Genomic DNA, 13,360 nt, shown 5'->3' with positions numbered 1-13,360 from the left:
TGAGGACAAGACGTTCATGTTGCGGCAACAACAGACGATCAAGAGGGCAATCTCCTATTCAGGGGTCGGCCTGCACACCGGGAGCAAGACCAAAGTCACGTTCAAGCCGGCGCCGGTCAATAGCGGCATCCGTTTCAAGCGCGTGGATTTGGAAAATTCGGTGGAGATTCCCGCGGACATCGACCACGTGGTGGACATCTCCCGGGGCACGACCTTGGGACTGGGCGATGTGCGCATCCACACCGTGGAGCACGTGTTGGCCGCCATCGCCGGCTTGGAGATCGACAACATTCTGGTGGAGATCGATGGCAACGAACCCCCGGTGGGAGACGGCAGCGCCATGCCCTTTGTGAAGGTACTGCTGGACGCTGGCCTGGTACAACAAGATTCCCCCAAGGACTACCTGATCATCGATCGCACCCTGACCTACAGCGACCCGGCCAACGGGGTCGACCTGGTTGTGGTCCCCTCCGATGAATTTCGCATCACCTTCATGGTGGACTATAAAAACCCGGCCCTGGGCACGCAATACACCTCCATGTACTCGTTGAGCGATGAATTTGTCAGCGAGTACGCGCCAGCCCGCACCTTTTGCTTCCTGCACGAGGTGGAAGAGCTGTGGGAAGCGGGCCTCATCAAGGGTGGCAGCCTGGACAACGCCATTGTCATCTGCGACCGGCAGATGAGCGACGAGGAGCTGGAAGCGTTGCGCCGCAAGCTCAATCTGAGCGAAGACATCACTCTCGGCAAGAATGGCATTCTCAACGGACGGGAGCTGCGCTACCCTAACGAACCCGTGCGGCATAAAGCCCTGGACCTGATCGGCGATCTGGCGCTCTTGGGGGTGCCGTTGCGGGCCCACGTGTTGGCGGCCCGCTCCGGCCATGCCGCGAACGTGGAGCTGGTCAAACGCATCCGCAAAGAATACAAAAAGCAGCTCATCAAGGCCAAGTACCAGAAGACGTCGGTCGAAGGCCTGGTGATGGACATAGACGGGATTCAGCGCATCTTGCCCCACCGCTACCCCTTCTTGCTAGTGGACAAGATTGTGGACCTGATCCCGAAGGAGAAGGTGGTCGGGGTCAAGAACGTGACCGTGAGCGAATGGTTTTTCCAAGGGCATTTTCCCGGCCGGCCCATCATGCCCGGTGTCCTCATTCTGGAGGCGATGGCGCAGGTGGGAGGCCTGCTCATGTTGGATGCCGAGGATGATCCCGTGGGCAAGCTGGTCTACTTTGCGGGTATCGACAATGTTCGGTTCCGGAAGCCGGTGCTGCCTGGGGATCAGCTCGTGTTCGAGGTGGAGATTGTAAAGTTCCGGAAGGCTCTGTGCAAGATGGCCGGAAAGGCTTTTGTGAGTGGCGACTTGGTCTGCGAGGCTGAATTCTCCGCAGCAATTGTGGACGAGACGCTGGTGCCGCACAGGGAGTAGCAGAGGAGGAACGCGACTGACCACCATTCATCCCACTGCACTGGTTGATCCTGCTGCTGAGTTGGGCCACGGCGTGTCCGTGGGCCCGTTTTCTGTCATCGAGAAAAATGTCATCATTGGGGACGGAACCACGATCGGTTCCCACGTGCTCATCGCCTCGGGGACGCGCCTGGGCAGGGACTGCCGTGTTCACCACGGGGCAGTGTTGGGCACAGTGCCGCAGGACCTCAAGTTCGGCAACGAAGAGACCACACTGGAAATTGGCGACCGAACGGTGATCCGCGAGTACGCCACGCTCAACCGCGGTACCAAGGAGCACTGGAAGACGGTCGTTGGCAGTGACTGCCTGCTGATGGCCTACATCCACGTGGCCCACGACTGCACGGTGGGAAACCACGTGATCATGGCCAACGCGGCCAATCTGGCGGGCCACGTCACCGTGGAGGACTGGGCGACCCTAGGTGGGTTGCTGGCCGTGCACCAGTTTGTGCGCATCGGGTGTCATGCCTTTGTGGGCGCCGGATGCAAGGCGATGAAGGATGTGCCCCCGTACGTCCTGGCCATGGCTGAGCCGCTGCAGTTTGCAGGGCTCAATTCTGTGGGGTTGCGCCGGCGGGGATTTTCCCAGGAGACCATGGCGTTACTCAAGCGCGCCTACCGCCTCCTTTATCGGTCCAATCTCAACGTCAGTCAGGCGCTGGCGCGCATCCGCGAGGAACTGCCGCAGACTGAGGAGATCCAACACGTCGTGCGCTTCATCGAGGGGAGCAGGCGCGGGATCATCTGATGATGGGCGGGTCGGCACGGGTGGCGGAGCGCTGGCGCTTTCTGGACACAGGGCCCGGAGCAGGTGCCTGGAACATGGCGGTGGACGAGGCGCTCGCCAGTGAGGCGGCGGCCGGACAGGGGCCACCCACTCTGCGCGTGTACTGGTGGCGGCCGGCGTGTATCTCCTTGGGTTATCACCAACACCTGGAGGAGATCGACCTGGAGCGCTGCCGCGCCGATGGGGTCGAGGTGGTGCGCAGGCCCACCGGCGGGCGCGCCATTCTTCATGATGAGGAACTCACGTACTGCGTAGTGCTGCCTGCGTCAAGTGTGCATTACCACGAGGAAATCCCCCGCACCTACGAAGTGCTCAGCAGGGCCCTGCTTCAGGGGTTGCATAACCTCGGGGTAGTGGCGCAGTTCGAGCGCGCGCCGCACAACGAGCGGGACTACCGTCGGGGTGAATTCTCGGTGCCTTGTTTTTCCAGCTCGGTGCGCAACGAGATCTTGTGGCAGGGGCGCAAACTGGTGGGGAGCGCGCAAAGGCGGTTCGAGGGTGCCATTCTTCAACACGGCTCCATTCTTCTCGGCAGCGCCCACCTGCGCCTGGTGGACTACTTGGCAGGGTTAGATGAGGCGGGTCGGAGGCGCTATCGTGAGTTTCTGCAACGCAGGACGGTGGCCGTGGACGAGATCGCTGGGCGGCCGGTGGGCTTCGAGGAAATGGCCACGGCGCTGGCCCGCGGGTTCGAACACACTCTGGGGATATCCCTGGAGCGCGGAACGCTCACTGCTGCAGAGGTGACCAGGGCTAAGCAGCTTCTGGCCAAGTACCAGGACCCAAACAGGAGGTGACCATGCGTACACTGGCCGTGGCGGTGCTGGTAGCGGGGGCAATGCTCGCTGTGCCGCATGCGCGGGCACAGAATTTCTACGTCGGCCCACAAGACGTCGATCAGGTGTTAGAGCTCTTTAGTTCCCTCTCCGCAGGAGGGACATTCCACACGGCAGACCTACACGGCATCCTCGGCCTGGATGTGGGCCTGCGCGGGGTAGCCGTGTTTGTGCCGGATGAGTACAAGGCCCTCAGGCAAGGCCCATTCGAGAATGTGGACTTTGTCGGGCTGCCCTTTGTCCATGCCAGCGTCGGCTTGCCCTTTAGGTTGGAGGCGATGGGCAGATTCTTCCACTATCCCCTGGGGGAGGAGCCAACACGCGGTGGCGTGACGCTTGCCGGTGTGGGCCTGAAGTACGGCCTGCTGCAGGGACCACTGCTGCCCAAGGTGGCGCTCATGGTCGCCTACCACGCCTTTTTCGTGCCGGAAGAGTACAGCTTTGGCACAGTGAGCACGGTGAGCCTGAAGGCAGTCATCAGCAAGGGAGTGCCGTTCATCACGTTCTATTCCGGCGTCGGGGTGGACCGAACTTCGCTGGAGCTGGATTACCAAGGGGTGACGGGCAGCTATGCTTCGACCAATCTGCACGGCAATGTGGGCGTGACCATCAGGCCTTTGCCGCTGGTGTACGCCAACATCGACTATATGTTCGCCGAAGAGTTTGCCGGGTTCAACGTCGGCGTCGGGGTGACCATACGTTGACCCGTGGGGTGCGGCCGGCGTGAAGAGGCTGGCTATTCTTGGTTCGACGGGTTCCATCGGCCGTAGCTGCCTGGAAGTGGTGGATGCGTTGCCGGGGGAGTTTGCCGTCACCTACTTGGCCACCTGGGATGACGCCGAAGTGGTGGCGGAGCAGGCATCCAAGTACCACCCACGCGCAGTGGCCATCGCCAGCGGCCGATGCCCTGAACAGGTGCGGCAAAGCTTGCGGCGCAGCGGTGTGGAGCTCTGGGTGGGGCAGGAGGCCACGGCCCAGGTGGCAGCTGCCGGGGACTATGACCTCCTGGTGAATGCAGTGGTGGGGGCGGCCGGGCTGTTGCCGACCCTGAACGCCATTGACCAGGGCAAAAATGTGGCGCTGGCCAACAAGGAGACCCTGGTGGCCGGTGGGGAGCTGGTGATGACCAGGGCGGCAGAGCGGCGGGTGCGCATTATCCCCATCGACAGCGAGCACAGCGCCATATTCCAGTGCCTGATGGGTGAGGAGCGCAGCGCGGTGCGGCGGCTTATCCTTACCGCCTCAGGCGGACCGTTTCTGAACCTGGAGCCGGCTCGGCTCAAGGATGTGACGGTGGAACAGGCCCTGGCCCACCCGAACTGGCGTATGGGGCCGAAGATCACCATTGACTCGGCGACGATGATGAACAAGGGGCTGGAGGTGATCGAGGCACACTGGCTCTTTGCCATGCCGGTGGAGCAGGTGGAGGTGGTGATTCACCCGCAGTCGATCGTGCACTCGATGGTGGAGTTTGTGGACGGGTCGGTGAAGGCGCAATTGGGGGTGCCGGACATGCGCATTCCCATCCAAGTAGCGCTCACCTATCCGCAGCGACTTCCCACCTCTTGGCCGCGCCTGGACTTTTCCCGTCAGCTGCGCCTGGACTTTCTTCCCCCTGAGCCCGGTAGGTTCCCCTGCCTTGAGCTTGCGTACCGAGCCGTGCGCGAGGGGGGAACCATGCCTGCGGTGATGAACGCTGCCAACGAAGTGGCCGTCGCAGCGTTTCTGTCCCGGCGGCTCAGCTTCGACCGCATCCCCTGGCTTATCGAACAGACCATGGCGGCGCACCAGGGGGTGGCTCGGCCACAGGTGGAGGACATCCTTGCGAGCGATGCCTGGGCGCGACAGTTCGCAACACGCCTGCAGGGAGAGTGACCAAGCCCGCCGCCAGCAGTGAATTCTCCCGAAATGTGGGCCTGAAAAGCAGAGCGAGACGATGATAATCAAGATTCTGACCACTGTTGCGTCTTTCGTGTTCGTCTTCGGGGTGCTGGTCTTTGTGCACGAGCTCGGCCATTTTTTGGCCGCGCGGCTGGCGGGTATTCGTGTGGAACGCTTCTACCTGGGGTTTGATCTTTTTGGCCTGCGGCTGTTGCGCTTCCGTCGTGGCCAAACCGAATACGGTGTGGGACTGTTGCCGGTGGGCGGGTACGTGAAAATGGCCGGCTTCATCGACGAGAGTCTGGACACGGCGGCCACAGGGGCTCCCGATGAATTCATGTCCAAGAATACCTGGCAAAAGATGTACGTCTTGAGCGCCGGGGTGCTGATGAATTTGCTGTTTGGGTTCTTGGTGTACACGGTGCTTTCCTTCGGGGCCCGGGTGCCAGAAAGGCGATCCGCGGTAGACGCCGAGCACCTGCCGGCGGTGGTGGGGGAGGTGATCCCCGGTATGCCCGCCGCCGCCGAGGGAATGACCCGCGGGGCGGTGATCCTGCAGGTGGACGGCACGCCGGTGAAGAGCTGGGGCGAGCTTACCAGGCGCATTCACTCCTCGGCAGGACGCGAACTGACGCTCACCTGGCGCCAAGGCGATTCCACCATCACCCGCACGTTGGTGCCCAGGAGCTCATGGTCCCTACAGGGATGGTCGCTGCGCCCTATCGGTCTTATCGGCATTGGCCCGCGCGTGGAAGAGGCAGACATTGGTCCCTATCGCCGCGTGCGACCATGGGAGGCAGTGTCCCTGGGTTTTGCCCAGACCAGCTACGCCTTCCGCATGACCTTCGCCAGCATCAAGGGCATCGTCACCATGCAGGTGTCGTGTGCGGAGGTGGCGGGTCCGCTGGGCATTGCGCGCATCTCGGCAAGCTCTGGACAGCGCGTGGCCGAGGCGGTGCGCCAGCGACAAGGGGTTGCCCAGGCTGCTGGTCAACTCTTCTCGCTGGTGGCGTTGTTCAGTGTAACCTTAGCCCTCATCAACATTCTTCCTGTCCCCGCGCTCGACGGTGGGCATCTGGCGGTAGTGGTCATCGAGGGCATCCGGCGCAAGCCGCTCCCCGTAAAACTCCGGGTGGGCATTCAGTGGATCGGCATGGTCCTCATCTTTGTCCTTTTCATACTCCTCACCTACAACGACGTGACGCGGAAGATGCCCTGAGCAGTGGAAAGCTGGCAGGTGTATTGAGGGAGGGAAAATAATGCCTTGACTGGTTGCGGCGTTTTTGGTAATTTTCCTTGCCCTTGATGGCGCGGCAGGTGCCAGGAGGGGGCAGAGGTACGGCAAGAGGCACAAGGAGCGGACACGAGGGAGGTGACTGATGAAGCTGGCAGAGCGAATGCGCAACCTTGGCACTGAAACGGCCTTTGAGGTCCTGGCTAAAGCAAAGGCTCTGGAAGCAGAGGGCAAGGAAATTATCCACCTGGAGATCGGCGAGCCTGATTTCGACACGCCTGAGCACATCAAGGAGGCCGCAATCAAGGCGCTGCGGGATGGCAAGACTGGCTACTGCCCCGCGGCGGGGATCAAAGAGCTCCGGGAGGCCATCGCCGCCGACGCGGGCGCACGACGGGGACTCTCCGTGTCACCCGAAGAGGTGGTGGTTACGCCGGGAGCAAAGCCCATCATGTATTTTGTGATTACCGCCCTGGTCGATCCTGGCGATGAAGTGCTCTACCCCGATCCGGGTTTCCCCATCTACGAGTCGGTCATCCGCTTCGTCGGGGGCAAGCCAGTGCCTATCCCTCTACGCGAGGAGCGCAAATTCAGTTTTGATATAGACGAATTTCGCGCACTGGTCAGCGACAGAACAAAGCTCATTATCCTCAATTCGCCACAGAATCCCACCGGCGGGGTATTGAGCAAGGGGGACCTGGAGGCGATCGCCGAGGAGGCCATGGCGCGCGACATTTTTGTCCTGTCCGACGAAGTGTACAACAACATCCTCTACGAGGGGACGTTCTTCAGCATCGCCTCCCTGCCGGGGATGCGCGAGAGGACGGTCATCTTGGACGGTCTGTCAAAGACTTACGCCATGACTGGCTGGAGGCTTGGCTACGGTGTGATGCCGCGCGAGCTGGCGCGCCATGTGGAACGGCTCACCATCAACACCGTCTCCTGCACCTCGCACTTTAGCCAGTACGGAGCCATCGCTGCCATCACCGGTTCCCAGGAACCGGTGGCCGCGATGGTGGCTGAATTCCGTCGTCGCCGCGATTTCATTGTGGCGGGCTTGAACAAGATCAAAGGCGTGCACTGCGTGATGCCGCAAGGGGCATTTTACGCCTTTCCCAACATTAAGGGTACAGGTTTCAGCTCCAAGGAGTTGGAGCGACGCCTCCTGGAGGAGGCAGGGGTGGCCACCCTCTCTGGCACTGCGTTCGGCCGCTACGGGGATGGCTACCTGCGGTTGTCTTACGCAAACTCCTTGGAGAACATCGAGCGGGCCCTGGAGCGGTTCGCGGCTCTGGTGTCGTGATAGCCGCGCTTCATTGCGCCTAGAAATGGTTGGATACTGCGGAACAGGAAGGATGGAAGATATGGAACCGAAAAAGACCGGCCTGTATGAGGTGCACAAGCGACTGAACGCCAAGTTGGTCCCGTTTGCCGGCTACTGGATGCCCATTCAGTACACGAGCATCGTGAGTGAACATCGGCGCGTGCGGGCCACAGTGGGCGTGTTCGACGTGTCGCACATGGGTGAGTTCATCATCCGCGGCCCACGGGCATTGGAGTTCCTGGAGCGCATGACCATCAACCAGGTGAGCGCGTTGGAAGTGGGGCGGGTGCAGTACTCGGCAATGTGCTACCCCGATGGCGGTATCGTCGATGACCTGCTGGTGTATCGCTTGCCCGACCACTACATGATGGTGGTGAACGCCTCCAATCTGGAGAAGGATTTTTCCTGGCTTCTGGAGCATCTGATCGGCGATGTGAGCCTGGAGAATGTGAGCGATGACATTACCCTGCTGGCGGTGCAGGGCCGCTACGCTCAGGCGACGCTGCAGAAGCTGACCAGCGTGGACCTGAGCACAATCAAGTACTACTGGGCGCAGCGCGGGCGGCTAGCGGGTGTGGATATGCTCATCTCCCGTACCGGCTACACAGGGGAGGACGGGTTTGAGATCGGATTCGACCGTGCCTACTCCGAACAGGTGTGGGATGCGGTCATGGAGGCAGGCAAGGAGTTCGCCATCGAGCCCATCGGCTTAGGGGCACGGGATAGCCTGCGCCTGGAGATGAAGTACTGCCTGTACGGCAACGACATTGACCAGACTACCAACCCCTTGGAGGCTGGACTTGGCTGGATCACCAAGCTTCAGAAGGGAGATTTCATCGGCCGGGAGGCCCTGGTGCAGGTGAAAGCGCAAGGGGTGCGCCGGAAGCTGGTGGGCTTTGAGATGCTCGAGAAGGCCATTCCACGCCACGGCTACGCGATCGTCAAGGACGGGAAGCAGGTTGGGCACGTGACCAGCGGCACCTTTTCGCCCAGTCTGGAGAAGGGCATCGGCATGGGGTACGTGCCGGTGGAACTCTCGGAGGTTGGAAGCAGCTTCGCGGTGCAGATTCGGGAGCAGCAGGTGCCGGCGGTGGTCGTACAGACGCCGTTCTACAAGAGGCCGTATTGAGGGGAAGCAAAAGTGAAGCTCGACGTCTGTCTGGTTCCTGGGGAGTTGAGTAACTGTCCGGTGGCGCAGCGGGCGGTGGTGGTCATCGATGTCTTGCGCGCCAGCACCACCATGATCACCGCATTTGCGCACGGCTGTCGGGCGCTGATCCCGGTCGAGGAGGTGGAGGAAGCCAAGCGCATTGCCGCCACTATCGGCGACGAGCACGTGCTGTTGGGCGGCGAGCGGGGAGGCCTTCGCATTGAAGGCTTCACCTTGGGAAACTCGCCGCGCGAATACCGTGCCGCTACGGTGCGTGAGAGCACCATAGTATTTTCCAGCACAAACGGGTCACGGCTGTTTCGCCTGGTGCAGAACGGGGCAGCGGTGTTTGTGGGGGCACTGGTCAATGTCGGGGCTGTGGCAAAGACGCTGGCAGAAGAAGGGCGCGATGTCCTGCTGGTCTGTGCGGGGCGGGAGGGGCGTTTCTCCGCGGAGGACTGCTTTTGTGCCGGCATGATCATCGACCGCCTCCGGAAGCTGTTGCCGCGCCAAGTGGAGCTGAGCGACGCAGCGCAGGCAGCGTTGCGCTTTTTCGCGGGGCGTCGCCGTCCGCTGCGTGTGCTGCAAAAGAGTGAACATGGGCGCTTCTTGACCACACTCGGCCTGCAACAGGACCTGGCGGTTTGCGCAGAAGTTGACGCCTATGACGTGGTGCCGGTCTATGCAGAGGGCGTTATTCGGGCGGGCCGCCGGTAGGGAGGCGACAAACGCCGAGGTGGCGAGGCGGCCTGTCTTAGACTCAGAGGCGCATTGGGGCACTGGATGCCGGCATGGCCGTGCTTAGAAAAGGCCTCGGGCGGTGATCAGAGCGCGAAAAGTGAAGCAACCAGCGCACAGCATCGACTTTTCTCTCTACGGCATCATCGACTGCGGCTGGCTGCGCGGACGGGACGTGGCCGAGGTCACGGAGGCAGCCATCGCCGGCGGGGTGACCGTGGTGCAGTACCGGGACAAGGTTTCGTCTGGCCGCACTTTTTATGCGCAGTCGTTGCGCTGCCGCGAGGTGTGTGCGGCCCATCGGGTGCCGTTCATTGTCAACGATCGGCTCGATGTGGCGCTGGCGGTCCAGGCTGATGGGGTACACGTGGGTCAGGAGGACTTGCCGGTCGCCGCGGTGCGGCGTGTGGCCGGTGGCAAGCTCATCGTCGGTGTGTCCGCCAGCACGGTGGAGGAGGCCGTACTTGCTGCTGCAGAGGGCGCGGACTATTTGGGGGTGGGAGCAGTGTTTCCCACCGGCAGCAAGTGCGATGCGGACATGACCACGTTGGAGACCCTTCGGGAGATTCGGCGCCGGGTTGGCTGCCCAGTGGTGGCGATTGGCGGCATCACGGCAGGGCGAGTGGCGGAGGTAATGGCAGCAGGTGCAGACGGGGTAGCAGTCATCTCCGCCCTGCTTGACGGAGACGTGGAGGCCAACGCCCGTGTGCTCAAGGAAGCGATCAGGCGGTGCAAGGAGGTGGGCGCGCCGTGAAGATTAGCGAGCGGGACATGCGAACACTCAGGCGGGCAAAACCGCAGGAAACTGTGGAAGCTATGCGCCGGGTGGAGATCCTGGGCGTGATGCTCATTTACCTCGGCATCATGCTCATGCTCGGCTTATTGTCCCACCATCCCGAGGAACAGCCGGGCAAGGTCTCGTTCGGCTCGGCGCGGAATCTGCTGGGCCTTGCTGGTGCGTATGTGTCCCACTTTTTGTTCCGTTACACGATCGGTTACCCTTCGGTGGTGCTCCCTCTTCTGAGCATATTGTGGGGGTGGGTGCTATTTCGGCATCAGCCGGCGGGTGCAGCGCGGCGCTGGAGCGTCCACATCCTCGCATTAGCCTTTTACGCCTCGATTCTGCTTGCCCTGCCTGAGGTGGCGGTGCAGGACGGTGACTTTCATGCTGGAGAGATGGCCGGAGCGCTGGGGCTTGCAATGGCCAAGTTGCTGGTGGGCCTGTTGGGGCTGACCGGCTGTGTGATCTTTCTCACCGCAGTGATGATGGTGATGGTCATTTCCGCGACGCAGGTGAGCCTAGGCGAGGCGGTAGGTCGCCTGGGGGAGAGGGCGCGAGGGTGGTGGCAGCAGTTCCGCAGGCGGCAGGTGGTTAGGCGCCAGGACAGAGAAACTCGTGTGCGGCAGCAGGAGCTGCTGCGAGCGGCAGTGGAGGAAGGAGCGCCGCCTAAACCGACCACGCCCCCGGCTAAGGCGGCTTCAGTGACAGAGCCCGTGGCTGAGCCACCTCAGTTGGAGTTGCGCATGCCTGGGCCGACGCCTAGGCCTGTGGTCGCCGTTCCCAAGGTCGAACAGCCCCGGCCACAGGAGGAGCAGGCGGAGTACCAGTTCCCCAGCCCGGAGCTCTTGGATGCGCCCCCGGAGCGTGGGGCGGCGCTCACGCGCGAGGAGTTGCTGGAAAACGCCCGCCTTTTGGAGACACGCCTGCGCGACTTTGGCGTGCGCGGCCGGGTGGTGGAGATCAACCCCGGCCCGGTGATCACCCGCTACGAAGTGGAACCGGCGGTAGGGGTCAAGGTGAACCAGTTCACCAGCCTGGCCGACGACCTGGCGCTAGTGCTGCGCGCACGCCGCATCCGCATTGTGGCGCCAATCCCCGGGAAAGCCGCGGTGGGCATCGAGATCCCGAACCCAAGACCGGCAACGGTCTATTTGCGCGAGGTCATCGACTCGCCCCAGTTCCAAGAGGCCGAATCGGTCCTCACCATGGCCATGGGCAAGACCATCTCCGGCGAGATCTTTACCGCAGACCTGGCGACCATGCCCCACCTGTTGATCGGCGGCTCGACCGGTTCTGGCAAGAGTGTGTGCCTGAACGCCATCATCGCCAGCATCCTGTTCAAGGCGCACCCGTCGCAGGTGCAGCTGGTGCTGGTGGACCCCAAGCGCCTGGAGCTGAGCGCCTACAGTCGCTTGCGGGACCACCACGTCACCTACCTGGAGGGGCTGGATGAGACGGTGGTGACCAACGCCTCCAACGCCATTGCCGTGTTGCGCAGCCTGGAGGTGGAGATGGAGCGCCGCTACCGCGTTCTCAACGAGGCAGGCGTGCGGAACATCGAGGAGTACAACCAGCGGGTGAAGAAGCGGCAGATCAAGGGGCGGGATGGGCAGCCGGCGCGACCTATCGAGTATGTGGTGCTGATCATCGATGAGTTGGCGGACCTGATGCTGACGGCGGCGCGGGAGGTGGAAGAGCCCATCGCCCGCCTGACGCAGATGAGCCGCGCCGTGGGCATTCACCTCATCGTCGCCACCCAGCGCCCCTCGGTGGATGTGATCACCGGCGTGATCAAGGCCAACTTTCCGGCGCGCATCGCCTTCCAGGTGGCCTCGAAGGTGGACTCGCGTACGATCATCGACCAGAACGGCGCGGAGCAGCTGTTGGGCCGGGGAGATATGCTCTTTTTGCCGCCGGCCTCACCGGAGCCCATCCGCCTGCACAGCGCCTACATCTCCACCGAGGAGATCACGCGACTCATCGAGCACATCTACCGCCAGCCGAAGGTGCAGCCCAAGTTTGTGTTGCCGGCGTGGCTGGAGGAGGCGCCCGGTGCTGTAGGATTGCGCGGGGAAAGGGAACGCGACCCGCTCTTTGCCGAGGCGGCGCGCATTGTGGTGACGCACCAGCAGGGTTCGGTGTCCATATTGCAGCGCCGGCTGAAGGTGGGCTACTCCCGGGCGGCGCGCCTCATCGACGAGTTGGAGGCGGCGGGTATCGTGGGGCCGTTCGAGGGGGCCAAGGCGCGAGAGGTGCTGGTGGACGAGGACGGCCTGGCGGAAATGGGCCTGCTGTAGATTTGGAGAGAAGGAGGACACAAGCGATGGCAGTGCCCCGGTGGCAACGGATATTGGTGATCGCGAGCACGGCGTGCCTGGCCTCTTCTGTCGCCGCACAGGGGATGGACGGCCCGGCAGTGGTGCGGAAGGTGAGGAACACCTTCGAGTCGCTCAACACCTTCCGGGCGCGTTTTACCCAAACCTTTGAGTGGAAGCTGGTGGGCGAACGCCAGACTACCTCCGGCACCCTGGTGGCAGCAAAGGGCGACCGCTACTACATCGAGACCGATGACCAGGTGGTGGTGACCGACGGCAAGACGGTGTGGAACTATTCGAAGACGAACAAGCAGGTGATTGTGGATGCGCTGGGCAAGTCAGCAGATGCCCCGCTCATGCGCGACCTGATGGTACGTTACGCCGAAGGGTATCGCGCAGAACTCAAAGGGGAAGAGACCCTTGGTGACCGACGGTGCTACCTCGTAGAGCTGAGCCCTAAGCAGGAGGCTTTTATTGTCAGAGTCCGCCTGTGGGTGGATCGTACCCTGTGGGTGCCGGTGCGGGTGGAGCAGACCGACGTGAACGACAACGTGCACATCTATGAGTTGCGCGACGTGGAGGTAAACGTGTCGGTGCCCGCTTCCCTCTTCAGCTTTCAGGTTCCCCAGGGGGCGGAGGTCATCGACGTGCGCTGAGCTGTGAAAATCCTGTAACGACCCCAAAAAGGTCTTGACATTTTTCCCTCTGTTTCGTAAATTGGGCTCGAACTGTTTTGCTTGGTGCGCCTGGGGGCAGGCACCACGATTCCTCCTTGAGGGCAAGGGGGATCACCCGATAGACAACATATGGGCACCACGGGCAGCGCCAGCACACCGAGGCGAA

12 protein-coding genes are annotated in these 13,360 nt (G+C 62.3%); all 12 read left to right on the top strand.

Features of this window, described 5'->3' with window-relative positions:
- The first annotated feature begins 16 nt into the window (after positions 1–16).
- The 12 genes from ONB25_06805 to ONB25_06750 all read left to right on the top strand — a co-directional run bounded on the left by ONB25_06805 (position 17) and on the right by ONB25_06750 (position 13,173).
- Positions 17–1,432: a bifunctional UDP-3-O-[3-hydroxymyristoyl] N-acetylglucosamine deacetylase/3-hydroxyacyl-ACP dehydratase gene (locus ONB25_06805; GenBank protein MDZ7392584.1), complete on the top strand. Its 1,416-nt coding sequence runs from the start codon at positions 17–19 to the stop codon at positions 1,430–1,432.
- Between the two features lie 16 nt (positions 1,433–1,448).
- Complete coding sequence (lpxA, locus tag ONB25_06800; GenBank protein ID MDZ7392583.1) at positions 1,449–2,219, top strand: acyl-ACP--UDP-N-acetylglucosamine O-acyltransferase; 771 nt, start codon at positions 1,449–1,451, stop codon at positions 2,217–2,219.
- Positions 2,219–3,055, top strand: coding sequence for a lipoate--protein ligase family protein (locus tag ONB25_06795; protein ID MDZ7392582.1), 837 nt, complete (start codon positions 2,219–2,221; stop codon positions 3,053–3,055). The genes lpxA and ONB25_06795 overlap by 1 nt, the downstream gene beginning before the upstream one ends.
- A gap of 2 nt (positions 3,056–3,057) precedes the next feature.
- On the top strand, positions 3,058–3,798 hold the full coding sequence (locus tag ONB25_06790) for a hypothetical protein (protein MDZ7392581.1): 741 nt from the start codon (positions 3,058–3,060) through the stop codon (positions 3,796–3,798).
- Between the two features lie 19 nt (positions 3,799–3,817).
- Complete coding sequence (locus ONB25_06785; protein MDZ7392580.1) at positions 3,818–4,969, top strand: 1-deoxy-D-xylulose-5-phosphate reductoisomerase; 1,152 nt, start codon at positions 3,818–3,820, stop codon at positions 4,967–4,969.
- A 61-nt stretch (positions 4,970–5,030) separates the two neighbouring features.
- Positions 5,031–6,194, top strand: coding sequence for a site-2 protease family protein (locus ONB25_06780; GenBank protein MDZ7392579.1), 1,164 nt, complete (start codon positions 5,031–5,033; stop codon positions 6,192–6,194).
- A 160-nt stretch (positions 6,195–6,354) separates the two neighbouring features.
- Positions 6,355–7,512, top strand: coding sequence for a pyridoxal phosphate-dependent aminotransferase (locus ONB25_06775; protein MDZ7392578.1), 1,158 nt, complete (start codon positions 6,355–6,357; stop codon positions 7,510–7,512).
- Between the two features lie 61 nt (positions 7,513–7,573).
- Complete coding sequence (gene gcvT / locus ONB25_06770; protein MDZ7392577.1) at positions 7,574–8,662, top strand: glycine cleavage system aminomethyltransferase GcvT; 1,089 nt, start codon at positions 7,574–7,576, stop codon at positions 8,660–8,662.
- A 12-nt stretch (positions 8,663–8,674) separates the two neighbouring features.
- Positions 8,675–9,400 (top strand): 2-phosphosulfolactate phosphatase, encoded by a 726-nt coding sequence (locus ONB25_06765; GenBank protein ID MDZ7392576.1) that lies wholly within the window; start codon positions 8,675–8,677, stop codon positions 9,398–9,400.
- Between the two features lie 106 nt (positions 9,401–9,506).
- Positions 9,507–10,175 carry a thiamine phosphate synthase gene (gene thiE, locus ONB25_06760; protein ID MDZ7392575.1) on the top strand — a complete coding sequence of 223 codons (669 nt, stop codon included), beginning with the start codon at positions 9,507–9,509 and terminating at the stop codon, positions 10,173–10,175.
- Positions 10,172–12,499: a DNA translocase FtsK gene (locus ONB25_06755; GenBank protein ID MDZ7392574.1), complete on the top strand. Its 2,328-nt coding sequence runs from the start codon at positions 10,172–10,174 to the stop codon at positions 12,497–12,499. Before thiE ends, ONB25_06755 begins: the two co-directional genes overlap by 4 nt.
- A 26-nt stretch (positions 12,500–12,525) precedes the next feature.
- A complete protein-coding gene (locus ONB25_06750; GenBank protein ID MDZ7392573.1) occupies positions 12,526–13,173 on the top strand; it encodes an outer membrane lipoprotein carrier protein LolA in 648 nt (215 codons plus the stop codon).
- The last annotated feature ends 187 nt before the right edge of the window (positions 13,174–13,360 follow it).

The organism is candidate division KSB1 bacterium, assembly GCA_034506335.1.
GTDB lineage: Bacteria > Zhuqueibacterota > Zhuqueibacteria > JANLFK01 > Oleimicrobiaceae > Oleimicrobium.
Note: the sequence above shows the minus strand (reverse complement) of the source record. Positions and strands in the feature narration are given on the sequence as shown.